Annotated in this window: 23 protein-coding genes; 17 read left to right on the forward strand and 6 right to left on the reverse strand. The window is 64.4% G+C overall.

Annotation, left to right across the window (positions count from 1 at the left end):
- Positions 1-56 precede the first annotated feature (56 nt).
- The 8 genes from NZ993_00760 to NZ993_00795 all read left to right on the forward strand — a co-directional run bounded on the left by NZ993_00760 (position 57) and on the right by NZ993_00795 (position 7,165).
- On the forward strand, positions 57-293 hold the full coding sequence (locus NZ993_00760) for a twin-arginine translocase TatA/TatE family subunit (GenBank protein MCS7154328.1): 237 nt from the start codon (positions 57-59) through the stop codon (positions 291-293).
- Positions 294-314: 21 nt separating this feature from the next.
- Complete coding sequence (locus tag NZ993_00765) at positions 315-1,868, forward strand: aspartyl/glutamyl-tRNA amidotransferase subunit A (protein ID MCS7154329.1); 1,554 nt, start codon at positions 315-317, stop codon at positions 1,866-1,868.
- 49 nt (positions 1,869-1,917) lie between these two features.
- Positions 1,918-2,673, forward strand: coding sequence for an ABC transporter permease (locus NZ993_00770; GenBank protein MCS7154330.1), 756 nt, complete (start codon positions 1,918-1,920; stop codon positions 2,671-2,673).
- 3 nt (positions 2,674-2,676) lie between these two features.
- Positions 2,677-3,441 (forward strand): ABC transporter ATP-binding protein, encoded by a 765-nt coding sequence (locus NZ993_00775; protein MCS7154331.1) that lies wholly within the window; start codon positions 2,677-2,679, stop codon positions 3,439-3,441.
- 17 nt (positions 3,442-3,458) lie between these two features.
- Positions 3,459-4,376: an MlaD family protein gene (locus tag NZ993_00780; GenBank protein ID MCS7154332.1), complete on the forward strand. Its 918-nt coding sequence runs from the start codon at positions 3,459-3,461 to the stop codon at positions 4,374-4,376.
- A 190-nt stretch (positions 4,377-4,566) separates the two neighbouring features.
- Complete coding sequence (locus NZ993_00785; GenBank protein MCS7154333.1) at positions 4,567-5,094, forward strand: hypothetical protein; 528 nt, start codon at positions 4,567-4,569, stop codon at positions 5,092-5,094.
- Positions 5,091-5,918 (forward strand): carbon-nitrogen hydrolase family protein, encoded by an 828-nt coding sequence (locus NZ993_00790; GenBank protein ID MCS7154334.1) that lies wholly within the window; start codon positions 5,091-5,093, stop codon positions 5,916-5,918. Before NZ993_00785 ends, NZ993_00790 begins: the two co-directional genes overlap by 4 nt.
- A gap of 26 nt (positions 5,919-5,944) precedes the next feature.
- Positions 5,945-7,165, forward strand: a complete 1,221-nt coding sequence (locus NZ993_00795; protein ID MCS7154335.1) for an alanine dehydrogenase — start codon at positions 5,945-5,947, stop codon at positions 7,163-7,165.
- On the opposite strand, the gene NZ993_00800 is transcribed toward NZ993_00795, so the two are convergent.
- The 4 genes from NZ993_00800 to folB all read right to left on the reverse strand — a co-directional run bounded on the left by NZ993_00800 (position 7,146) and on the right by folB (position 10,253).
- Positions 7,146-8,615 (reverse strand): M28 family peptidase, encoded by a 1,470-nt coding sequence (locus tag NZ993_00800; GenBank protein ID MCS7154336.1) that lies wholly within the window; start codon positions 8,613-8,615, stop codon positions 7,146-7,148. The two genes, NZ993_00795 and NZ993_00800, sit on opposite strands and share 20 nt — an antisense overlap.
- A gap of 128 nt (positions 8,616-8,743) precedes the next feature.
- Positions 8,744-9,409, reverse strand: coding sequence for a deoxynucleoside kinase (locus NZ993_00805; protein ID MCS7154337.1), 666 nt, complete (start codon positions 9,407-9,409; stop codon positions 8,744-8,746).
- Positions 9,367-9,900, reverse strand: a complete 534-nt coding sequence (gene folK, locus NZ993_00810) for a 2-amino-4-hydroxy-6-hydroxymethyldihydropteridine diphosphokinase (protein ID MCS7154338.1) — start codon at positions 9,898-9,900, stop codon at positions 9,367-9,369. Before folK ends, NZ993_00805 begins: the two co-directional genes overlap by 43 nt.
- On the reverse strand, positions 9,876-10,253 hold the full coding sequence (gene folB, locus NZ993_00815; protein ID MCS7154339.1) for a dihydroneopterin aldolase: 378 nt from the start codon (positions 10,251-10,253) through the stop codon (positions 9,876-9,878). Before folB ends, folK begins: the two co-directional genes overlap by 25 nt.
- A 154-nt stretch (positions 10,254-10,407) precedes the next feature.
- Between folB and NZ993_00820 the strand changes: the two genes are divergently transcribed.
- Genes NZ993_00820 through NZ993_00855 form a run of 8 tightly spaced genes read left to right on the forward strand, consistent with a single transcriptional unit; the run spans position 10,408 to position 18,602 of the window.
- Positions 10,408-12,495, forward strand: a complete 2,088-nt coding sequence (locus tag NZ993_00820; GenBank protein ID MCS7154340.1) for a dehydrogenase E1 component subunit alpha/beta — start codon at positions 10,408-10,410, stop codon at positions 12,493-12,495.
- Between the two features lie 3 nt (positions 12,496-12,498).
- Positions 12,499-14,040: a DUF1573 domain-containing protein gene (locus tag NZ993_00825; GenBank protein ID MCS7154341.1), complete on the forward strand. Its 1,542-nt coding sequence runs from the start codon at positions 12,499-12,501 to the stop codon at positions 14,038-14,040.
- A gap of 13 nt (positions 14,041-14,053) precedes the next feature.
- Positions 14,054-15,391 carry a 2-oxo acid dehydrogenase subunit E2 gene (locus tag NZ993_00830; protein ID MCS7154342.1) on the forward strand — a complete coding sequence of 446 codons (1,338 nt, stop codon included), beginning with the start codon at positions 14,054-14,056 and terminating at the stop codon, positions 15,389-15,391.
- A 2-nt stretch (positions 15,392-15,393) separates the two neighbouring features.
- Entirely contained in the window at positions 15,394-15,861 is a 468-nt protein-coding gene (locus tag NZ993_00835; protein MCS7154343.1) for a CopD family protein, read from the forward strand.
- A 2-nt stretch (positions 15,862-15,863) separates the two neighbouring features.
- Positions 15,864-16,211 (forward strand): hypothetical protein, encoded by a 348-nt coding sequence (locus NZ993_00840; protein MCS7154344.1) that lies wholly within the window; start codon positions 15,864-15,866, stop codon positions 16,209-16,211.
- A gap of 42 nt (positions 16,212-16,253) precedes the next feature.
- On the forward strand, positions 16,254-17,324 hold the full coding sequence (asd, locus tag NZ993_00845; protein MCS7154345.1) for an aspartate-semialdehyde dehydrogenase: 1,071 nt from the start codon (positions 16,254-16,256) through the stop codon (positions 17,322-17,324).
- 6 nt (positions 17,325-17,330) lie between these two features.
- Positions 17,331-18,296 carry a sodium-dependent bicarbonate transport family permease gene (locus NZ993_00850; GenBank protein ID MCS7154346.1) on the forward strand — a complete coding sequence of 322 codons (966 nt, stop codon included), beginning with the start codon at positions 17,331-17,333 and terminating at the stop codon, positions 18,294-18,296.
- 3 nt (positions 18,297-18,299) lie between these two features.
- On the forward strand, positions 18,300-18,602 hold the full coding sequence (locus NZ993_00855) for a transcriptional regulator (GenBank protein ID MCS7154347.1): 303 nt from the start codon (positions 18,300-18,302) through the stop codon (positions 18,600-18,602).
- On the opposite strand, the gene NZ993_00860 is transcribed toward NZ993_00855, so the two are convergent.
- Positions 18,599-19,780, reverse strand: coding sequence for an MFS transporter (locus NZ993_00860; GenBank protein MCS7154348.1), 1,182 nt, complete (start codon positions 19,778-19,780; stop codon positions 18,599-18,601). The genes NZ993_00855 and NZ993_00860 overlap by 4 nt on opposite strands.
- Before the next feature lie 166 nt (positions 19,781-19,946).
- Here NZ993_00860 and NZ993_00865 point away from each other — a divergent pair, with 166 nt between their 5' ends.
- Positions 19,947-21,614, forward strand: coding sequence for a M20/M25/M40 family metallo-hydrolase (locus tag NZ993_00865; protein ID MCS7154349.1), 1,668 nt, complete (start codon positions 19,947-19,949; stop codon positions 21,612-21,614).
- Here the strand turns inward: NZ993_00865 and NZ993_00870 are convergent.
- On the reverse strand, positions 21,611-22,498 hold the full coding sequence (locus NZ993_00870) for a rhomboid family intramembrane serine protease (protein MCS7154350.1): 888 nt from the start codon (positions 22,496-22,498) through the stop codon (positions 21,611-21,613). The two genes, NZ993_00865 and NZ993_00870, sit on opposite strands and share 4 nt — an antisense overlap.

Genomic DNA, 22,498 nt, shown 5'->3' on the forward strand with positions numbered 1-22,498 from the left:
ATTGACATTGCGCTCTCAGGCGGCGTAGCTTGGTTTAAATCAAAGAGGAAATGGTCATGTTTGGTCTTGGCACCGGGGAACTGATCCTCATTTTTCTGGCCATTCTGCTGCTATTTGGGGCCAAGCGCATCCCGGAGATCGCCCGGGGACTCGGCACGGGGATTCGCGAGTTCAAGCGCGCGACGCGGGAGATTCAGGACGAGCTCAGCCGTCCTGCGGACCGGCTTGAACCGCCACGTCCACCGCTTGCCAAGGAGGCTCCTGAGGACTCAAAGAACCCATCGGCCGCATAAGAGAGGCGCTTTCTTGGGTTTATGACCACCTACGAAAGCCTGCGCACCGCGCTGGAGCGGGGCGAGATCACCCTGCGCGAACGCGTGCAGCTGTATCTGGATCGCATCGCCGAGCGGAATCCCGAGCTCAACGCGTTCTTGGACGTCTGGGCCGAAGAGGCCCTGCAGGAGGCCGAGCGCATCGAGGCGCGCATCCGCCGAAAAGAGGCCGGACCTCTGGCGGGAATGGTTGTGGCCATCAAGGACAACATCGCCGTGCGGGGCCGCCGGCTCACCTGCGCCTCGCGCATGCTCGAGGGCTTTCAGAGCCTATACGATGCCACCGTGGTCGCTCGGCTTCGGGAGGCCGATGCGCTCTTGATCGGCAAGACGAACCTCGATGAGTTCGCCATGGGCTCATCGAACGAGAATTCCGCCTTCGGCCCTGTGCGCAATCCCCATCGGCCCGAATACGTGCCCGGAGGTTCCTCTGGCGGCAGCGCCGCGGCCGTGGCCGCGAGGCTATGCGACGCCGCCTTGGGTTCCGATACCGGGGGTTCCATACGGCTTCCGGCCGCGCTCTGCGGGGTCGTGGGCTTAAAGCCCAGCTACGGACGTGTTTCGCGCTTCGGGCTTGTGGCCTTCGCCTCTTCGCTGGATTGCATCGGCCCCATGGCCCGCACCGTAGAGGAGGTGGCGCGCCTGCTGGAGGTCATCGCGGGACCCGATCCGCAAGATGCCACCTCTATGCCGCACCCTGTGCCCCGTTATGCGGAGCTCATCCAGAGCGCAAGCGTGCGCGGCCTGCGCATAGGCTTGCCGCGTGAGTACTACGCCGAAGGGCTGGATCCGGAGATCCGCCGGGCTCTTGAGGAACTGGCCCGCGCTCTGGAGCAAGAAGGTGCTCAGCTGCGTGCGGTGAGCCTGCCGCACACGGAGTACGGCATCGCCACTTATTACATCCTGGCCACCGCGGAGGCCTCCTCGAACTTGGCGCGCTATGACGGCATTCACTACGGGTATCGGGCCCCGATGGAGGCCGTTATGGCCTCCTTAGGGCAAGAGGCCCAGGCCTTACGTGAGGCGCTAGAGCGCGCCCGCGCTGCAGGGGACGAGGAAGCCGCGGCCTCTTACGCGGAGCGGCTTGAGAACCCCGACAGCCCCTTGGTGCGGCTCTACAAATTATCCCGCACCCAGGGCTTTGGCACCGAGGTCAAGCGTCGCATCATGCTCGGCACCTACGTGCTGAGCGCAGGCTACTACGAAGCCTACTACGGCAAGGCGCAGCGGGTGCGTCGGCTCATCCAAGAGGACTTCATGCGGGCCTTTGAGGAAGTCGATGTGCTGCTGGTTCCTCCTGCGCCCACGCCGGGCTTCAAGCTGGGCGAACGCCTGCAGGATCCGCTGCAGATGTACCTAGCCGACGTATACACGGTGACGGCCAATTTAGCTGGGGTGCCGGGTCTGGTCGTGCCCATCGGATGGCACTCCTGGGAGCTTCCTATTGGGGCGCAGCTTTTAGGAAGACCTTTTGAAGAGGAGCGCCTGCTGCAGCTGGGACGCATCCTGGAAACCTTGCGCGGCGGTGGGACGTAAAGCCTGACGCCCCCTGGGGTGCGGGGCAACAAGGAGACCTCCAAGGCCTATGACCCCTTCTACCGCGCTCGGGGCCATAGCCCACGTGGGCCGGTATGGCCTGCTGTTGGCGCAGGCCTTCCGCTCCGTGCACGAATGGCGCACCTACAGGGCCAATCTGTTCGTCCAAGCGGTGCGGATCGGCATCGACTCCCTGCCCATCGTCGTGGTGGCGGCGGCTTTCTCAGGGGCTGTGACCACGCTGCAGACCGCCTATCAGTTCGTTTCGGGCCTTGTGCCGAAATCCGTGATCGGCAGCATCGTGACGGAGTCCGTGATCTTGGAGCTAGCGCCCGTGATCTCGGCCCTTGTGCTAGCCGGACGCGTGGGCGCGCGTATCGCGGCCGAGCTGGGCACGATGCGCGTAACGGAGCAAATCGACGCCCTAGAGGTCATGGGCCTCAACGCCGTTTCGTTTCTTGTGCTTCCCCGGGTGCTGGCTGGTGTGCTCATGTTTCCCGTTCTCATCACGGCTGCGGCTGTGGTGGGCATAGCGGGGGGCATAGTGGCCGGTGTGACTTCTGGGGAGCTGCCCGCGGCTGAGTTTTTGGTAGGAGCGCGCAGCTTCTTTAAGCCCTTTGATGTGACCTTCATGCTCACCAAGGCCGTTACCTTCGGCTTTCTGGTGAGCTCCATTAGCTGCTATCAGGGCTATTATGCCTCCGGAGGGGCGGAAGGGGTCGGAAGGGCCACGACAAGAGCGGCTGTGATCTCGTGTATCACCGTGTTGCTTGCCGATTACATCCTGGCCGCCCTGCTGTTGTAAACGGTGTTCGGAAGCCATCATAGGGTTCGTATCCGAGTTGAGGCCCTGCAGAAGAGCTTCGATGGTCAGCCCGTGCTGCGGGGCGTGGACCTGTCCATCTATGAGGGGGAGACATTCTGCATCATAGGCCGCAGCGGCACGGGCAAAAGCGTCCTGCTGAAGCACCTGGTGGGATTGCTCGTGCCCGATAGCGGCACCGTGTGGGTGGACGATCAGAACATCTTTCAGCTCTCTTACGAGGAGCTGCGCCGGGTGCGGCGCCGCTTCGGTGTGCTTTTTCAGGGCGCGGCGCTGTTCGATTCTTTGAACACGGCGGAAAACGTGGCTTTTCCTCTGCGCATGGTCGGGGGCCGTCGGTGGACTGAGGCGGAGATCCAAGAGCGTGTGCGACGCTGTCTGGCCGAGGTGGGCCTAGAGGATATGGGGCACAAGTACCCGGCCGAGCTTTCGGGGGGCATGCGCAAGCGCGTCGGTTTGGCCCGAGCCATCGCCCTAGAGCCGGAGTTCATCTTGTATGATGAGCCTACCTCAGGTTTAGATCCCGAGACGGCGGAGACTATCAACGAGCTCATTCGCAAATTGGCCCGTGAGCTGCGCGTGACCTCCATTGTGGTTACGCACGACATGCACAGCGTGCTGCAGATCGCCGATCGGGCCGGGTTGTTGCACGAGGGCCGCCTGCACTGGGTCGGCACCATCGAGGAGATGCGCCGCAGTCAGGATCCCATCTTGTTGCGTTTCGTAAAGGCTAGCGAGTATCAGCTATGAGCTAAGGAGACCGCGCGGTGAAGCGCTACCAGAACGAAATCAAAGTGGGCCTGGCGATCCTGCTCACCATAGTCACCCTGTATGCGGGGGTGCTTTTTCTACGTGACATCCCCTTACTCGGGGGCTCTTACATGGTAACGGCCATCTACGAAAAGGTCGACGGGTTGCTTGTGGGCAACCCCGTGCAGATCGCCGGGGTCAAAGTGGGTTCCGTAGCCCGTATGGAGCTTGTGCCCGAAGGCGTGCGCGTGCACTTGCGCATCGACCGGGGGATCCGGATCCCGCGCGACAGCCGAGCCTTGATCGTCAGCACGGACCTCATCGGCACCAAAGCCGTCTCCCTCATCTTAGGCGACGACCCGGAGCCCGTCTCCCACAACGGGGTTCTCCTCGGGCAGTACGATGAGGGGTTTGCCGGACAACTGCAGCAAGAGGCGCGCCCGATCGTGGACAAGACCACCCGGACCCTGGATCGGCTCAGCGGGACCTTGCAGGAAGTAGAGCTGCTGCTGCGGCAGGGGGGGCGAGAGGAGCTACAGGGTACGCTTACGAATCTGCGGTCGCTGACCCAGAGCTTGGCGCAGATCCTGGAGCGTCGTGCTCAGGACCTGGAACGCGCCATCGAAGCGCTGCGGATAACCGCCGAGCAGGGAGCTGAGCTCACCGATCCCGCTCGCTTGGACAGCTTGGAGCGCGCCCTGCAGGCGAACCTCCGCGACCTTCGAAGGGCCCTGGCCGGGCTTGAGGAGGGGCAGCGGGAGCTGAACGAAATCCTGCGCAAAATCAACCAAGGCCAGGGCACGCTGGGGTTGCTGCTCAACGACGAGCGGCTATACTGGAGCCTGGATTCGACCCTCGTGGCCCTGCGGCGTCTGGCCGAGGACGTCCGTCAGCATCCTAGCCGGTACACCCGCGGCATTGTGCGGATCTTTTAGCCGTTTTACTTGCCGATTCCAGGCGGATACGCCTCCAGAGGCCCGGCAACCGACGGGCGAAATCAATCGGTCAAGGCGCATGGCGCGGGCTTGGACTCGAAATCCGGATGGCCCGTTCGCGAAAACGCTCGCGGCGGCTTGTTCCGGCGGTGCATAAGGCATAGTTTTGAATGCTCCAGCGGGGATGGCTATGGGTTCTCGGCTCACGCTCAGATGGACGCGCGCTATCGCCTGGGGTGCGGTCGCCTTAGGCCTGGTGGCCTTGAGCCTGCCGTTCGCCCGGCTTTCCTATTGGAGCCTCAATGAGGCTTTCCCGGGCCGTTTGGCCCAGCCTCTTGCGCTCCTGGGTCGATGGGTGCCCGCAGAGGTGGTCGATCTGCGGAGCGGATACAGCGCCTTGGACGTGTTGCGCTGGCTTCCGGAGCTGCGTCAGCTAGCCCCTGTGATGGGGTTCAAGGAGTGGGCCTTCGCCATAGGCCCCTTGTGGATGGTGCTCTCCACGATACTGCTGTTGCTGCTGGTCCTGCTCCGACAACCCCTTTCGGCTTTCTTAGGGGACCTCATCGCTCTCGTGCCCCTGTTGTATGGGCTACTGCTTGTGGTGCTCTGTTGGATCTGGTATGGCAGCCCCTTGTTGCCCTTCTCGCTGCTTTCCTGGGGGTATTGGCTGGGACTTGCGGCCTTGATGGTGGGTTCGGCCGCGTTGGTGCGCTCGTGACCGTCGCCGTGCTACAGCCGCTTCTCCGGTCCGAGCGCCCGGAGGAAAACGCACGGGCTCTTGCGCAAGCTCTGGAGTCCCTGCGTCGGGTCTGCTCGGAGGATCCCCTCTGGGTGGTGCTGCCGGAGTACTGGTCCGCTGCCTCCGCTCCGGCGCTCTGGACCGAGTCTGAGGAGCTCCGGTTGCTTCGCGGTTGGGCTCGGCGGCTGCAGATCTACCTAGTGGGCGGATCGGTCCTGGTGCGCGACGAGGCGGGGTGTTTGCGCAACCGGGCGATGGTGCTTGATCCGGAGGGGGCGCTGCTGGGTTTTTATGATAAGCGCTGCCTGCTCACCCATGAACGCCGCCGAGGGGTCGAGCCTGGTGGGGGGCCGATGCGGCTTTCCGTGGGAGATTGGCGCTTGAGCGTGGTGATCTGCGCCGATCTGTGGCATCCCTCGCTTGTCCCTGCGGAGGTGGACCTGCTTTTGGTTCCGGCCGCTACGGTGGTCCTGGATCGACGTCGGCGGGCCTATGCCCGTCGGCTGTGGCGGGCGCTTGGTCTGGTGCGCGCGCAGGAGCGGCTCTGTGTGCTGGCCTCAAGCGACTGGGCTTGCTCCTGGGATGGGCGTCGGGGGACAGCCGGGGCTAGCCTCATCGCAGATCCCTCCGAGGGGTTGGGACCGGTGCGGTGGCGGGCTTTGGAGCGGAGCCTCTCCGGTGGTCGGCCTGGATGGCTCTGCAAGCGGCTAGATCGCCAACGTCTGGAGGCCTTCCGCGCCTACCGTCGGGAGCGAGGCTTATGGCCCGCCCCCCTTTTGCACGAGCCCTCAGGCGATTTCTAATTTCGCGTTTACCACGGAAGCACGGCATGGAGACGCGTTCACCCCGGGGCATTACGCCCGAGTGGCAGCCTATTACGCTGGAGCGGCCTGCGAAGCTACGCCAACAGCGCGCCTCGTACCGAATCGGGGTGCCCCGAGAGATCGCCCATGAAGAACGCCGCGTCTCGCTTGTGCCCTATGCCGTGGCCGTGCTCGTGGCAAACGGCCATCAAGTCTTTGTCGAGAAAGACGCGGGACGGCTTAGCCGATTCGGAGACCGCGATTACGTCGAGGCCGGGGCCGAGATCGCCCTGTCGGCGGAGGAGCTGTACGAAAAAAGCGATCTCATCGTCAAGATCGCCCCGCCCACCGAAGAGGAGTGGTCCCTGCTGCGCGACGGACAGGTCCTGATCTCCGCGTTGCATCTGGGGGTTACGCCCTCGGAGTTCTTCCGCGCCCTGGTGGAGCGCAACGTAACGGGCATCGGCTACGAGTTCATCCAGGACACCGATCAGTCTTTTCCGCTTGTGCGCATGATGCACGAGATCGCCGGAAGCCTCTCCGTGCAGATCGCCGCCCATTACCTGGAAAGCCCCCAAGGCGGACAAGGGATCGTGTTGGGGGGTATTTCGGGCGTGCCCCCGGCCACGGTCGTCATCCTGGGCGCGGGCACGATCGCCGAGTACGCAGCCCGAACGGCTCTGGGCTTTGGCGCGCAGGTGGTGATCCTGGACGACAACCTATCGGCCCTCCGGCGCATCGAAAACGCCCTGGATCGGCGCGTGATCACGGCCATGGCCAATACGGAGTACATCGCGCGCGCTGTGCGCTCGGCCGATGTGCTCATCGGGGCCGTGATGCGCTCAGGCTACCGCGCCCCCATATGGGTGACGGAGGAGATGGTCGCCTCCATGAAGCCGGGCTCCGTGATCGTGGACGTGGTGATCGATCAGGGGGGCTGTATCGAGACCAGCCGCCCTACGACGCTTTCACAGCCCGTCTACGTCGAGCACGGGGTCACGCATTATTGCGTGCCCAACATGCCCGCCACGGTGGCGCGCACGGCTTCGCTAGCCTTGACGAACGTGCTCTTGCCCCTGCTTCTGGAAATCGGGGAGGCCGGAAGCTTAAACGACGCCCTCTGGCGCAGCGTGAGCCTGCGCACGGGCACTTACGTGTATCGCCGTTACGTGACCAAAAAGCACTTGGCCTCTCAGATCAACCTCCCCCATCGGGACATCGAGCTGCTCATCGCCTCCGGTATCTAGGGGCCTCTTGTTGGGCCCCCCAAGCCAGGCGCAGCAGGGCGATCCCCACAGCTCGCGCCGCCCAGGCCATGCGAAACGGCTCCCGGTCGGTCGTGAGCTCCGGCACGTCGAGCGAGGAGTGGTAGTAGCGGGAGTAATCGATTTCTACCGTATCGGGCGGCCCCCAGCCCGGGGTCTGCGGCAGGCGGGCCAGACGGTTCCAGGCCGCTGTGTAAACCGTCGTGGCGGGGATCCGGATCGTATCGGCTCCCGGTATACGGAGCCGGTCGCGTAGGTAATCGTGTAGAAATACGTACGAATCCGTGCCCCCCTGGCTGGGGTTTGTGTACGCTTGGGGCCAAAAACCGGCCCGGCCCGCGTAGGCGCGGCCGATCGACTCCAGCGTGCGCAACAGCGTCTCGTTGTAAGGCACGTCGTTGGACTCGAAGTACAGGGCCTGTTTTTCCGCTCCGGTGCCGATCTGATCGAAGTTGAACACCCCCCGAATGCGGCCAAGCCGGCCGGCTTCGGCCTCCGCGCGCACAAAGGCCTCCGTGGAGAAGTACTCGCTGCCCCAGACGGCGAAGCGCATCCCATAGAGGGGCTGTGGCAGGGTCCCGGCGCGCACCTGCTCGGAGAGCACGCGCGCGATCTCCAAAACCCCGGCCACGCCCGAGGCGTTATCGTCCGCCCCCGGTCCGCCGGCGTCCCCATCGCCGTGCGCGCAGACAAGGTAGTAGTCGGGTCGTTGACCCGGCAGGGAGGCCAAAACCGTCCAGGGCCGGCGCCAGGCTATGTGGGACCGCAGCATGAGGAAAAGCTCCACCGGCTCGCCCCGGGCCAGCCGCTCCCGGATCCAGGCTCCATCGTTGCGCGACAGGCAGACCATGGGGATGGGGTTCTGGGGCCGGGCCGGAAGCGAGCTGATGAAGGCCCAGTCCGAGTAGGCGTTCTCCCATCGGGGCGCATCGGTGAGCAACGCGACCGCCCCCCAGCGGGCCAGGGTATCGTAGAGGGCCGCGTTGCGGCGATCGAGCCCGTCGATGAGCACGATCCGGCCCTGTACGTGTTCCCTGCGCACATCCGGACGGAACAGCAGAACCGGAGCCCGCAGGGGGCCGGCGCTCGGGGAATACGGGGCGGGCCAAGGATGCGAAAGGGCTCGCTCTTGCGGCGCCAGCAGGCGCACCGCGAAGGTGTCGAACCACCAAGTCCAGCGCGGAGGGTCTAGCCGCAGCTCGGCCTCCAGGCCCATGGCGCGGAATGCGCCGAGCAGATAGGCCGCGCTCTGCTCGTTGGAGGGGCTTCCCCCAAGCCGATGACCGAAGCGCACCAGATCCCGCACCGTAAGCGCTAAACGCGCCTCCTCGACGGCGCGCGCATACGCTAGCTCCCGTTCGGGCTGAGCCCAGAGGGGAAGGCCAAGCGAAACCAGCAGGCAACTGAGCAAGACTTGGACCATGCAGCTCATGAGAGCTCCTCGTATTCCGCGTCCTCTACAGAGGGGGGCTTTGAGGTTGCCCCCCGGTGGCTCAATAAGTAACGCAGCAGGCGGTAGCCGAAGTATAGCAGAGCGAATAAGAAAAAAAGCCGGACCATCTAACGGGGGCCCTTTCTGGGGGGATGAAAGTAGACCGTTCCCGTGCAGGGACGATGCAGGATCTGCTCCAGAAGCAGCTCCCGGTCCTCCGGATCGTGCACGAAGTCCAGCTCCGTGGCGTCCACGATCAGCAGCGGGGAGCGCCGATACCGCAGAAAGTGAAAATCGTAGGCCTGGCTAAGCGCCTGCAGGTATTCGCGCGTAATATGCCGTTCGTAGGGCCGACCCCGTTGGCGGATGTTCTCCAAAAGCCGCTCGACGCTTGCGCGCAGGTACACGACCAGATCCGGAGGGGGCACCTGAGTGGCCATAAGTTGGAAGATGCTTTCGTAGAGCTTAAGCTCATCTCCCGAGAGGTTCAGGTGCGCGAAGATGCGATCCTTCTCGAACAGATAATCGCTCACCAGGTGCTGCGCGAACAGGTCCGGGGTCAGCAGTTCGCGCTGTTGCCGATAACGGCTGGCCAAAAAGGCTAGCTGCGTATGGAACGCGTATCGGCCCGGATCCTCGTAAAACCTGGGCAGAAACGGATTGTCCTCGAACGCCTCCAACACCAACCGGGCCCCCAGCCGATGCGCCAGCAGCCGGGCCAAGCTTGTTTTGCCCACGCCGATGACGCCTTCTACGACCAAGTAACGGGGTACTGTAGCGGGGGGGCGCTGCATAGGCGGTCCGGATCTACTATGGGCAAGGGAGAGGCCCTCAGGCAAGCGAGCAGCTCCCGATACATCAGCCCCGAGGCCGGATGCCGACCCTCGGGCAGCAGCTCCAAAAGCGGCTCCAGCACAAAGGCGCGCTCCGCCATCCGGGGATGCGGCAGCGTGAGCCGCGCCGAGCGCCAGTTTTGCGTCTCATACAGCAGCAGGTCCAGATCGATCACCCGGGGGGCCCAGCGGGGTCGGGTCGCGGGGCGGCCCATGAGGCTTTCGATGGTTTGCAGTTCTTCCAGAAGCGCCTCCGGATCCAGGTTTGTACACACCTCCCAGACCTGATTGTAAAAATACGGTTGCCAAGGGCCCTGCGGCGGGGATTCCCGAACCCGGCTGCGGCGCAGGATCCAAAACCGCCCCCGAAGCGCCGCCCACCGGGCCGCTTGCTCGAGATTGCCCCAGCGATCCCCGAGATTGGATCCTACGCCGATGTAGGCCGTGGGCATCGGTAGATGACCTCGGCGTAATCGCAGACACCCCCCACCGGAGGGTTGGGCTTGCGCACCCGGACCTCTACGCTGAGCGCTTGCGGGAATTCCTCCAGTACGGCGTGCGCGATTCGGTAGGCCAGACGTTCAAGCAAAAAGAAACGGTTTTCCAGGACCACCTGGCGTACGAAGCCGTACAGGCGCTCGTAGTCGACGGTGTGCGACAGGGCGTCCGTCTCCGCGGCCCGGCTGATGTCAAGTTCCACGTCCAGATCGATCTCGTAGCGCCCCCCCAGGGTGTGCTCTTCTGCGAAAACGCCGTGATGGGCGTAGAAAGAGGCGTTTCGTAGCCGGATTACGGCCCGGTGCACGGCCCATCGGGGGGATCTTTTGTGTAGGCCCTCGAATATAGGGCCGACCTCCGTGGGGAGCAAGGCGAAGGAAGAGGTCCTTGCACTGCAGAAGGAGCGGTTTCTATTTTGCCCAGGGCTTCCGAGAGTCCCCCCAACGAAAGAGGACGCGACCATGGCACGCAAGCGCAACGCGGAGCTCGGTCTACGAGGTGACGGGGAGGTGCTTACGCTTCCGCCGGCCAAGGTGGGCGATTTTCCGCTGGAGGCCCTGCTCGGGTTTTACCGGACCATGCTCACGGCCCGGCGCTTGGATGAGAAGATGCTCACCCTGCTGAAGCAGGGTAAGGGGGCCTTTCACATCGGCACCTCAGGCCATGAGGCCGTGCAGGTCGCTCTGGGCGCGAACCTAATACCGGGCAAAGATTGGCTCTTTCCCTACTACCGGGATCTTACGCTCGTGCTTCAGCTCGGCATGCGACCGGAGCAGGTTCTGCTGGCCCATCTAGCTAAGGCCGAGGACCCCAGCTCGGGCGGCCGCCAGATGCCGGAGCACTTCAGCTATCCCGAACTGCGCATCGTCTCTCCCTCTAGCTCCGTGGGCAACCAGCTGTTGCCCGCCGTCGGATGCGCGATGGGGATCAAGCGGCTCAAAGTAGACGAGCTCGTCTATGTGGGGATCGGCGAGGGGGGTACAAGTCAGGGCGTCTGGCATGAGGCGCTCAACTGGGCCGCCCGCGAACGGTTGCCTGTGCTTTTCGTGGTGCAGGACAACAAATACGCCATCAGCGTGCCGGTCTGGCAGCAGACAGCCGGAAGCGGAGAATGGAGCGGCATCTCCCGAATCGCCCGCGGCTATGAGGGCGTAAACGTGCTGGAGTTTGACGGCACGGACTTCTTCGAGTCCTGGGCCGTCGCCCGGCAGGCCGTCGAGTTGGCCCGATCTGGCCAAGGTCCCGTTGTACTGCACGCGCACGTGGTGCGGCTCCTGCCGCACTCCTCAAGCGATGATCATCGCAAGTACCGCTCCGAAGAGGAGCTCGAAGCCGATCGGCGTCGAGATCCCATCCGGCGCTTGGAGCAGGCGCTCTTGGAGGCGGCTCTGGTCGACGAGGCGGATCTGGAGGCCATACGCCTTGAGGTGCGCCGGCGCGTAGATGAGGCCTCCGATTGGGCCGAGTCTCGACCCGATCCGGATCCCCAGACGGCCGAGCGCTACGTGTTCTTCGAGGGCGCTTACGAATTCGCCTACGAGAAAGGCGAGCCCTCTGGGGAGCTCATCGTCATGGTGGACGCCATCAACCACGCTCTGCATGAGGAGATGGCCCGCGACGAGCGCGTGCTCGTATACGGGGAGGACGTGGCGGGACCCAAAGGCGGTGTTTTTACGGCCACCCGCGGGCTTACGGAGCGCTTCGGAGCGGAGCGCTGCTTTAACTCTCCGTTGGCCGAGGCCTCGATTGTAGGCACGGCCATCGGCCTGGCCCTGCGGGGGTTTAAGCCTGTAGTGGAGATCCAGTTTGGCGACTACATCTGGCCTGCGATGTCGGAGCTGCGCAACGGGCTGTCCGTGATCCGATACCGGTCCAACAACGGCTGGGAGGCCCCGGTCGTGGTGCGCGTGCCCGTAGGAGGCTACATCCACGGCGGGCTCTGCCACAGCCAGAACATCGAGGCCACGTTCGCCCACTTCCCGGGCTGGTACATCGCCTTTCCCTCGAACGCGGCCGACGCCAAGGGGCTACTTAAGACGGCCATCCGGCTGCGCGATCCGGTCCTGTTTCTGGAACACAAGGGCCTGTATCGGCATGCGGCCGCGCGCCGGCCCGAGCCGGATGCCGACTACCTGGTGCCCTTCGGCAGGGCCAAGGTCGTGCGTCCTGGCCGGGACGTGACGGTCGTCACCTATGGGCTTGTGCTCTACATGGCCCTGAATGCGGCCAAGCGCTTGGCCCAGGAGGAGGGTCTTGAGGTCGAGCTCATCGATCTGCGCACCTTGGTGCCCCTGGACATGGAGACCGTACTCGCCTCGGTGCGCAAAACGGGCCGCGTTTTGGTTCTGCATGAGGATGTGGAGTTTGTGGGCTTCGGAGCCGAGGTCGCAGCGCAGATCGCGGACCGGGCCTTTGAGTACTTGGATGCGCCCGTGCGTCGGCACGGCGGCAAGTACACCCCCATTCCGTTTGCCGACTCCCTAGAGCGGGCCGTGCTTCCGCAAGAGGAAACGGTTTACCGGGCCATATATGAGCTGGCGCGTTACTGAGCCATGAAGCAGCCGTGGATGCAGTTCGGCCTGTCGGCGCTGCTATTGGCGCCGCTTTTCGCTCTGGGGTTGCGCGCAGAACGCACCGAAGCGCCCCTGGGGGAGGGCAAAGCCAAGGTGGCGCAGCATACTTACAATTTCGGGGTCGTATATGAAGGGGAGCAGCCCCAGTACACGTTCACAATAGAAAACGTCGGCACGGGGCCCCTGCGGATTCTGGCCGTACAGCCCTCCTGCGGTTGCACCGCCCCCCAGTGGACGCAGGAGCCCATACCCCCCGGCGGAGTGGGCTCGGTCACGCTCGCTTTTGATTCGCGCGGTCGGCCCGGGCCCTTCCGCAAATCCGCCATCGTGATCACCGACGGCGAGCCGGCGCGCCTTGTGCTCTTCATAGAGGGTGAAGTCCGCTTTAGGCCCTTGGATCCGGAGCGCGCCGTGCGCACCGGCCCGCTTCTGTGGAGCGAATCCCAGCACGACTGGGGGCGTACGTGGCGGGGGTCGCTGCTGCATCACATCTTTCGGGTCCAGAATACCGGGCCCCGACCCGTGCGGTTTACGGGCTGGCGCGTTCTGGGGCTTGCGGATACGGGCGCGGTGCGCCTAGAGGTGCCGAGCGTACCCCTGTTTCAGGACGATGTGGCCCCGATTCAGGTGTGGTTCGATACGGGTCGGCTCATCGAAGAGGGCCCGTTTCGCTTTCTTGTACGCCTGCGCACCGATCAGCCGCAGATCCCGGAGGTGGAGCTTGAGCTCAGGGGCTTTACCTTCATCACAGGCGGGCAGCCGGAGGGGTCCCTGTACCGCCCCACGGAAGAGGACGTGCGCAACGGGGCTCGTATTCGCTTTGAGCGCGAACGGCACCATTTCGGACAGGTCATCACGGGCCAGTCGCCGGTCTACGTGTTTCGGTTCCGCAACGAAGGCCGGGGCCTGCTGCGGATCCGCGATCTGCGCTCCTCCTGCGGTTGCACGGCCGTGGTGTTGAACAAGACCGAATTCGCCCCCGGCGAGGTGGGCCATCTGGAGGTGCGCCTGGATACGGAGGGCAAGCTGGGTTTCATTCAAAAGACCGTCTCTGTCTTCACCAACGATCCGGAGCGATACTTGAGCACGCTTGTAGTCGAAGCCGAGATCATCGAACATCCCCCCGTAGGCGGATCCGCGCAGCCGATGCGCCCCATGGGCGCCGGAATGCACGGATCGATCTTCGAGGGCACCTGTCGCACCTGCCATGCGGATCCGGCTGAAGGGCGGTTGGGCCGGGAGCTGTACGCGGCCGTCTGTCAGATGTGCCACGGTCCAGCGGGTTTCGACGACGGCAAGCCCCATCCGGGACCTAAGCTGGTTGTGGAGCTATTGCGCCAGCGAACCGATGCGCAGCTTCGAGCCATGATCGCGCGGGGTACACCGGATGAGCGCAAGCGGCTCATGATGCCCGGTTTCGCCCGCTCCGAGGGGGGGCCCTTGTCGGAGCTGCAGATACGCTCCCTGGTGGCGTACCTGCGCAGCCTGGAGCGGGCCTCCACACTCCAAGCGATGCGATAAAGGGAAAAGCCATATGGCGATCGTCGACGTCATAATGCCCAAGATGGGGGAGAGCATCACCGAGGGCACGGTTCTGGTCTGGCGCAAGCGGCCCGGCGAGCACGTCGAACGCGATGAGACCCTGCTGGAGATCGGCACAGATAAAGTGGACTCCGAGGTGCCTTCTCCGGCCGCTGGGGTGCTGCGGGAGATCTTGGTTCCGGAGGGGCAGACGGTTCCCGTGGGCACCGTAATCGCCCGCATCGAAACGGAGGTCCCTGTAGCCGAGGCCCCTGCGGCCCCGGAGCCGGCTGGACAACAAGCTCCACTTCCTCAAGAAGAGGTCAGCGCTGCAGCCACCGCATCGGCGCCGGCGGATCGGGGTTCCGACGGCCAGCCCGCCTCGAAGGGCACACCGCCGCGCCGCATAGGCCCCTCTGGTCGCTTTTACTCGCCGCTTGTGCGCTCGATTGCGCGCGCCGAGGGAATCTCGCTAGAGGAACTGGAGACCATATCCGGATCCGGTTCAGGCGGACGCGTGACCAAACGCGATCTATTGGCCTACCTGGAGCGCCGCAAGGCCGAGCCCGCCGTGGTCGCGGAGGCCGCCCCCGCTTTGGCTCCGCAGCCGATCCCAGAGCCGGCTCCGAGCCCGTATAGCGGGCGCGTCGAGATCATCGAAATGGACCGCATGCGCCGGCTTATCGCCGAGCACATGGTCCGCAGCAAGCAGACCTCTCCGCATGTGACCTCGTTTGCCGAGGCCGACGTAACGCGCCTTGTGCAGTGGCGCGAGCGCCACAAAGAGGCCTTCGAGCGCCGCGAGGGCTTTCGGCTCACCTACACGCCGCTTTTCGTGGAGGCGCTCGTAGAGGCCTTAAAAGAGTTCCCCTATCTTAATGCCTCGGTAGACGGCACGCGCATCCTCCTTAAACGGGACATACACATCGGCGTGGCCGTGGCCATCGGGCAGACGGGCCTCATCGTGCCCGTCATCAAGCATGCCGATTCGCTTAGCCTCTTGGGCCTTGCCCGCGCAATACAGGACCTGGCCACGCGGGCCCGCAACAAGCAGCTTAAGCCCGAAGAACTGGAAGGGGGCACCTTTACGCTCACCAACGTCGGCAGCTTGGGCAGCCTTATGGGCACGCCCATTATCAACCAGCCCCAGGTGGCGATCCTGGCCACGGGGCAAATCAAGAAGCGCCCCGTGGTGGTGGAGACCGAATACGGCGACGTGATCGCCATTCGGCATATGATGTATCTGTCGCTCTCTTACGATCATCGCATTATCGACGGGGCGATGGGGGCGGCGTTTCTGTCGCGGCTTGTGCAAATCCTGGAATCTTTCGACGTAAACCGGCAGATTTGACGATGGACGCCTATACGCTGAGCACCCTTTTCCGCGTGCTGCACGTGCTGGGCTTCAGCCTCTGGCTGGGGGCGCTTCTGGTGGAGTACTGGGTGGGGGGAGCGTACGCTCGTCTAGAGGCATCGGCCCGGGCCGTGTACGCGGGCATTCACCGAAACATCGACCGGACCATCATCCATTTGGGCGTGGGGCTTTCCGTGCTAGCCGGCCTTGGGATGCTGTTTAGCATCGGCCTAGGCACGGTCTTCGGCACCCGGGGCGGTTGGTTCCACCTCAAGATTCTGCTTGGCTTTGTGGCCGCAGCCCTGCAGATGTGGGCCAACCTCTCCTTCAAGCGCGCCCTTGAGGCGCTCACTTCCGGACAAGAAGGGGCCTGGGGTCGCGCTTACAGGCGTTGGCGCCTGCTTGCCGGCCTGGTGCTGCTCATGTTGCTTTACAACCTGCTTACGGGCGTGATCTCGACCGCGTAGGCGTGCTGGGCGTATTCGTTCGGGATCTTCTGTGGCGCTCCCGAATCGAGCCCGCGCTACGGGATCAAGGCGGGGGCGTTCGGTGGCTAGAGCGGCCCGAAGAGTTGGAGGCGCTCACCGAACCCCTGCAGGTCCTTTGGGTGGAGCTGAGCGCGCCCGAGGCCTTGCGCGTTATAACGCGCGCCCGGATCCGCTTTCCTAGCTGTCGGATCATCGCCTTTGGCCCCCATATGGACGCCGATCTGCTGCGATCGGCCCAACAGGCGGGGGCCGACGAGGTCCTGTCGCGGTCCGCTTTTCTGGGTCGTTACTTATGGGGACGCTGGGCGGGCTTGCCCCCCGGTGGGTGATCGGCGGAACTTCGCGACGCCCACAAAGGAGGAGAGCCCGACATGGATCCGCGTTGGCGTGTGGCCATCTTAGGTGCTACAGGGGTGGTGGGGCAGCAGTTTGTGCGCCTTCTGGCGGTTCACCCCTGGTTTGAGATCCGAGCCCTGGTGGCGAGCTCTCGCTCGGCGGGCAAACCCTATGGGGAGGCCGTCCGATGGCTGCTGCCGGAGCCCATCCCCGCTGAGGTGGCCTCCATGCCTGTGCTGGAGCCCGATGCGTTGCCTGAGGACGTGGAGCTTGTTTTCTCCGCTCTTGATGCGATCTCGGCTGAGGAGCTCGAACCCAAGCTGGCCCGGGCCGGCTACCCCGTGATCTCCAATGCGAGCCGCTTTCGGCTTCATCCTCAGGTGCCGTTGGTCGTTCCGGAGGTGAATCCCGAACATCTGGCCCTGATCCGGCATCAGGGCTTCGGGGAAGGCCTCATCGTGACGAACCCGAACTGCTCTACCGTGGGCCTTGTGCTCGCGCTCAAGCCCCTGGAGGATCGCTTCGGTCTTGAATCCGTTGTGGTGACGACGCTACAGGCCGTAAGCGGAGCCGGCTATCCCGGCGTGCCCGCGTTGGACATCCTGGGAAACGTCCTGCCCCACATCGCAGGCGAGGAGGAGAAGCTCGAAACCGAGCCGCTCAAGATCCTAGGCCGCCTTGAGGGCGATCGCGTTCAGCCCGCCCCCGTGCGCATCAGCGCGCAGGCCAACCGGGTGCCCGTGCTGGATGGGCATCTGCTGAGCGTCTCGGTTCGGCTGCGTGTCGATGCGGATCCAGAGGCCGTGCGCGCAGCCTGGCTTGAGTACACCAGCCCCATCGCGGATTTGAATCTGCCCTCTGCGCCCGAGCGGCCCCTTCGGCTTTTTGAGCGTCCTGATTGGCCTCAGCCGCGTCTGCACGCCACGGCCGATCGGGGGATGAGCATAAGCCTGGGACGGCTGCGGCCTTGCCCCGTGGGACATGTACGCTTTGTGGCCTTGGTGCACAACACCGTTCGCGGCGCGGCCGGTGCCGCCCTGTTGAATGCGGAGCTATTGGTTCGGCAGGGCTGGCTTAAGCGCCGCCTGCTTGTCCATGGGGGGTGAGCGTGTATGGATCTGCTAGGCGCGCTCGCGGGCAACTTGCTTTCCCCGATCGTATTGGCCTTCGCGCTGGGTGTGCTGGCCGCGCTGTTGCGCAGTCCGATCGGTTTTCCGGAGGAGCTCTATCGGGCCCTGTCTATTTATTTGTTGCTCGCCATTGGACTCCGAGGCGGTGCAGAGCTTGGCCATGCGCGCATGGCCGAGCTGTGGGCGCCGGCCCTGGTCACGCTGCTGCTGGGGCTGCTCACGCCGCTTAGCGCCTACCTGATCCTGCGCCGGCTAGGGCGCCTGGATCGCACGAACGCGGCGGCCATCGCGGCTCATTACGGATCGGTTTCGGCCGTCACGTTTATCGCCGCACAGGCCTTCGGCAGGGCCACGGGGGCCCCGGGCGAGGGGTTCATGCCCACGCTGGTGGCCCTGCTGGAGGCCCCCGCGATCGTGGTGGCCCTGCTCATTGCGCGCATCCGCGCCCGGGGCGCCGGATCCTGGGGCGAGGTGTTGCATGAGGTCTTGACAGGCCCCAGCGTGTTTTTGCTCTTGGGAGGGGTCCTGATCGGTTGGGTGGCCGGTCCAGAGCGCTTTCGGGCGATCGAGCCCTTTTTTGTATCCGGGTTTCAGGGGGCTTTGGTGCTGTTTCTGCTCGAGCTGGGCATCGTGGCCGGACGCCGGCTACGGGATCTTAGGCGGGTAGGGCTGTTTTTGATCGGATTCGGGATCGCCGTGCCCTGTCTGCACGGCTTGTTGGGCGTGATTTTGGGCACGTGGGCCGGGTTGTCCGTGGGAGGAAGCGCTATCCTGGGCGCTATGGCGGCTAGCGCCTCCTACATCGCCGCCCCTGCCGCTGTGCGCTTAGCCCTTCCGGAGGCTAACCCCACGCTGTATCTTACGGCCTCGCTCGGGATCACGTTTCCCTTTAACCTCACGCTCGGCATCCCGATTTATTTCGCCATAGCCCACATGCTGCACGGATAGGCCATGAGCACGGTGCCGCTGAAGCTCCTTACCATCATCGCCGAACGCGTGCTCTTGGATCGGCTGCTGCGCGAGCTGCGCGCGCTCGGGGCCAAGGGCTACACCATAAGCGAGGTTGTGGGCGAAGGGTCACGGGGCGTGCGCGCAAGCGAATGGGAGGGGCGCAACGTGAAAATCGAGCTTATTCTTTCGCCTGAGGTGGCCGAGCGGGCCCTGGCGCACTTAAGCGAGCTCTACCTGCCGCATTTCGCCGTGGTCGCCTATGTAAGCTCTGTGGAGGTCATGCGCGGCGAAAAATACGTCTAGGGCTTGCGCCGATCCGGATCGCGCCACGTGAGCCAGAGGGCCAGCGCGCCTAGTCCAGGGGCGATCAGAAGAGGCGGCCGCAGGCCGTGGGATAGCAAGAGGCCGGAGCTCGTCTGCCCCAGGATCACCCCGAGCGAGTAGAGCGCAAAGAAAAGGGCCACGGCCGTGCCTCGCCCACGGGAAGGTGCGTAGGACTGCACCAGCACGGTCATGGCCGGAAAGGCGAACCCAAAGCCCACCCCGAAAAGCCCCATTCCCGAAAGCAGGCCCGCAAGGCTGGTTTCCGCCCCTACCAGGATCAAGCCCGCCGCAAGTCCAAGTAGCCCGCCGCGCAGGCGCCACCATTGTTGAGCTAAAGCGTCGCGACGCGCCCGCAGCCCCAGCATCACCGCAAGGGCCAAGAGGGCGAAAAGCCCGAAAAGCAGGCCGCTTGTGCGCGCCCGATATCCCAGCTCCTCGACGGTCAGGGGCAGGTAGACGGTCAGGGCCCCCATGGCCAGGGTAAGCCCCAGCGCCCCCACATACGTCCATCGAAGCCCGGGCTGCCGCAGCAGAGACCAGGGCGATACGGAGGCGGACGTTCGCTCTCGGGGGTCCAGCGTTTCCGGGAACCGCAAAAAAGCCACAAGCCCGCTAAGCGCCATCAGAGCAGCCAAGCTCCAGAAAAGCGCCTGAATCCCCCAGCTTTGTCCGATCAAGCCCCCAAGGGGGGGCGCCGCCACGGCCGTGAGCCCGATTGTGGCGCCGATTCGACCGGCCTCCAAGCTGCGCCGGCCCTCCGGGCTGCGATCCCCGATCGCCGCCACCGCAGCCGGGGTCAGGGCGCTGATCGTAAACCCATGAACGGCGCGCAGGATCAACAGCTCCCCCGCAGAGCGCACCATGGCGTAGGAGCTCAGCACCAGCGCTGTGCCCCACAGGCTTAGCAGGAGGGGCCTGCGCCGGCCCCATCGGTCAAGCGCGTAGCCTGCGACTATGTTGCCCAAAAGGTTTGTGATCGAGTAGGCCGCCACGATAAGCCCCGTTAAAGCGGGATCTGCGCCTAACGTGCGCCCATAGGGGGCCAAAAGGGGCACTACGGCCAGGTTGTCAAAAAACGCCATGACGAGCACCAGATAGGCCGGCCACAGCGCATGCAAGGTGGCTGTAGGAGGGGCGACTGCAGCGAAACGCGACATAATCAAAGATAAACCGGCCACCGGCAAGCCGACAACGCGGGATCGGCACGGGGCTCAGGGGGCCTGAGCGGACGCGGTTAACACTTTTTCACAGACTGTTCCGCCCCTGTTTTGGGACGAAAGCGCTATCTTGTTTCGAATTCTGCCGTCGAAAAGGAGCTCGGCTATGCGCCGTCTTTTCGTTCCGCTATGGCTACTGCTTGCACCTTCGATGCTCTGGGCCCAGGCCCAGTCCAGCGCACCTCAGGCGGCCGAAAGGGTCGATCTGGCCGTTATCGAGAAAATCAAAGACGAAGGTCTAAACCGATCGCAGCTGATGCGGATCGCCAGTTACCTGACCGATGTGATCGGCCCGCGTCTTACGGGCTCTCCGCAGATGCGGCTGGCCAACGAGTGGACGCGCGATCAGCTGGCCCAGTGGGGCCTAGAGGCGCGCCTGGAGCCTTGGGGGGAGTTCGGCCGGGGATGGTCTATGGAGCGCTTTTCGGCCCATGTGATCAGCCCGCAGTATTTTCCGCTGATCGCCTATCCGCGGGCCTGGACGCCCGGCTTTCGGCGCAATCCCGTTGTGGGGGAGGTCGTGTACTTGGACGCCAACACGGAGGAGGAGCTAGCCCGCTACAAGGGGCAGCTCAAGGGGAAATTCGTACTCATCCGGCCTCCTTTCGAGGTGCGGGCCTGGTTTGACCCACCCGGTCGTCGTTTTACGGACACGGAGCTCCTGGAGATGGCCAACGGCGTCCGCCGTCAGCCGGCCGCCCAGATGGCCAACCTCAGCCCGGAGCAGCGCCGCGCCCTGGAGGCGGCCATGGAGGGTCGGGAGCTCACGCCCGAACAGCGCCGCATCGTGGAGCAGCTTCGAGCGGGGGGCGGGGCGTTTCTGCGTCGGAAGATCGAGTTCGCTCAGGCCGAGGGCGCGCTCGCCGTTCTGGATCACGGCACCAAAGGCGACGGGGGCACGGTATTCGTGCAGGGCGGCGGCTCGCGTAACCCGAGCGATCCGGAGACGATCCCGCAGATCGTACTCGCCATCGAGCATTACGGCCGCATCTATCGGATGCTGCAGCAGGGCGTGCCCGTGAAGATCGAAATGGAATATCGGGCTCGGTTCCACACGGAGGACCTCACGGCCTACAACACGATCGCGGAGATTCCGGGCACAGACCCCGCCCTGAAAGACGAGGTAGTCATGTTGGGGGCGCACCTGGATTCCTGGCACACCGGAACGGGGGCCACGGACAACGCCTCCGGCTCGGCCGTCATGATGGAGGTGATGCGCATTCTGAAGGCGATCGGGGTGCAGCCCCGGCGCACGATCCGGTTGGCCCTATGGACGGGCGAAGAGCAGGGTCTGTTGGGCTCGCGCGCTTACGTGTCCCGGCATTTCGCCCGGCGCACCGAAGATGGCCGGCTCGAAGTGACCCCGGCCTATGAAAAATTCTCCGTCTACTTCAACCTGGACAACGGCACCGGGCGCATCCGAGGCGTCTACCTACAGGGCAACGAGGCCGCAGCGCCGATCTTTCGCGAATGGCTGCGGCCTTTCCACGACATGGGCGCGGCCACGCTGACCCTTAACTCAACCGGCGGCACAGACCACTTGGCCTTCGACGCCGTGGGGCTACCGGGCTTTCAGTTTATCCAGGACCCGATCGAGTACAGCCCGCGCACGCACCATTCGAACATGGACACCTTCGAGCGGCTCCAGGCCGAGGACCTAAAGCAGGCGGCCGTGATCATCGCCAGCTTCGTCTACCATGCGGCGATGCGGGATGAAAAAATCCCCCGCAAGCCCTTTGGGTTGCCCCTGGTGCGCACGGCCTCCAACGACTAGCGGCGCCGGCTGGCTTCAAATAGGATGCGCTTTTCCTCTTCCGTGAGCGCCTCGTAGCCGCGCTCGCTGATCTTATCCAGGATCCGATCGATCGTGGCCTGGTCGATGGGATCCCGCTGGCCGGAACGGGACCGGACGATCCGGGCGTCCTCGATTTGGGTTCGAAACCGCTGGGCCTGTTCCCGCTGCCGACGGCGCTGCTGACGACGGTACAGCCAAGAGCGGATGCCGCGATCGAGCGCGCCCAGACGCCCCTCCAGGCGCAGAAGCAACCATCCGGTGAGCGCCCCGCCCAGGTGCGCGGCCCGCGCCACCCCGTCCATGGCCCCGGCGCTGAGCAGCAGCACGTCGAGCGCGATAAGACCGGCCACGAAAAACCGGGCCGGAATCGGGGGCAGAAACAACAGCATGATCGGCGCATCCGGATGATAACGGGCGAAGGCCACCATGACCCCGTAGACGGCCCCGGAGGCTCCGATCATGAGGCTCTGGCTCATCTGCCGGCCTAGAAGAAGGCTTGCCTGTTCCAGCAGCAGGTACAGCAAGGCCCCGCCTAGGCCGCAGAGCACGTAGTAGAGGCCGAACCAACTGGCTCCGCGCAGTTGCTCCAGCTCTCGGCCAAACCACCAAAGCCAGAGCAGGTTGAACAACACATGCCAAAAGCCCCCGTGTACGAGCATGTACGTAACCCAGCGCCAGGGCTGCGATGCGGCCACCCCGGGATCGGGCGAGAAGCCCAAAGCGCGCACCAGCAGCCCGTGAAGCCCCAGAAGCTGCAGCAGAAACGTGAGCGCGGTCAGCACCAGGATCGCACGCAATGCGGCGGGCATCATGCGAAACCCACGACGCACAGCCTGCCCAAAGCTTTCATGTCCGTACGGCAT

The organism is Bacteroidota bacterium (assembly GCA_025059945.1).
In the GTDB taxonomy this organism is placed as follows: Bacteria; Bacteroidota; Rhodothermia; order JANXDC01; family JANXDC01; genus JANXDC01.

Excerpts from the sequence above, each read along its gene's own strand:
- NZ993_00760 (MCS7154328.1), top strand. The coding sequence starts at position 57 with ATGTTTGGTCTTGGCACCGGGGAACTGATCCTCATTTTTCTGGCCATT.
- NZ993_00765 (MCS7154329.1), top strand. The coding sequence starts at position 315 with ATGACCACCTACGAAAGCCTGCGCACCGCGCTGGAGCGGGGCGAGATC.
- NZ993_00770 (MCS7154330.1), top strand. The coding sequence starts at position 1,918 with ATGACCCCTTCTACCGCGCTCGGGGCCATAGCCCACGTGGGCCGGTAT.
- NZ993_00785 (MCS7154333.1), top strand. The coding sequence starts at position 4,567 with ATGGGTTCTCGGCTCACGCTCAGATGGACGCGCGCTATCGCCTGGGGT.
- NZ993_00795 (MCS7154335.1), top strand. The coding sequence starts at position 5,945 with ATGGAGACGCGTTCACCCCGGGGCATTACGCCCGAGTGGCAGCCTATT.
- NZ993_00800 (MCS7154336.1), bottom strand. The coding sequence starts at position 8,615 with ATGAGCTGCATGGTCCAAGTCTTGCTCAGTTGCCTGCTGGTTTCGCTT.
- NZ993_00805 (MCS7154337.1), bottom strand. The coding sequence starts at position 9,409 with ATGCAGCGCCCCCCCGCTACAGTACCCCGTTACTTGGTCGTAGAAGGC.
- folK (MCS7154338.1), bottom strand. The coding sequence starts at position 9,900 with ATGCCCACGGCCTACATCGGCGTAGGATCCAATCTCGGGGATCGCTGG.
- NZ993_00820 (MCS7154340.1), top strand. The coding sequence starts at position 10,408 with ATGGCACGCAAGCGCAACGCGGAGCTCGGTCTACGAGGTGACGGGGAG.
- NZ993_00825 (MCS7154341.1), top strand. The coding sequence starts at position 12,499 with ATGAAGCAGCCGTGGATGCAGTTCGGCCTGTCGGCGCTGCTATTGGCG.
- NZ993_00830 (MCS7154342.1), top strand. The coding sequence starts at position 14,054 with ATGGCGATCGTCGACGTCATAATGCCCAAGATGGGGGAGAGCATCACC.
- NZ993_00835 (MCS7154343.1), top strand. The coding sequence starts at position 15,394 with ATGGACGCCTATACGCTGAGCACCCTTTTCCGCGTGCTGCACGTGCTG.
- asd (MCS7154345.1), top strand. The coding sequence starts at position 16,254 with ATGGATCCGCGTTGGCGTGTGGCCATCTTAGGTGCTACAGGGGTGGTG.
- NZ993_00850 (MCS7154346.1), top strand. The coding sequence starts at position 17,331 with ATGGATCTGCTAGGCGCGCTCGCGGGCAACTTGCTTTCCCCGATCGTA.
- NZ993_00855 (MCS7154347.1), top strand. The coding sequence starts at position 18,300 with ATGAGCACGGTGCCGCTGAAGCTCCTTACCATCATCGCCGAACGCGTG.
- NZ993_00860 (MCS7154348.1), bottom strand. The coding sequence starts at position 19,780 with ATGTCGCGTTTCGCTGCAGTCGCCCCTCCTACAGCCACCTTGCATGCG.
- NZ993_00865 (MCS7154349.1), top strand. The coding sequence starts at position 19,947 with ATGCGCCGTCTTTTCGTTCCGCTATGGCTACTGCTTGCACCTTCGATG.
- NZ993_00870 (MCS7154350.1), bottom strand. The coding sequence starts at position 22,498 with ATGCCGTACGGACATGAAAGCTTTGGGCAGGCTGTGCGTCGTGGGTTT.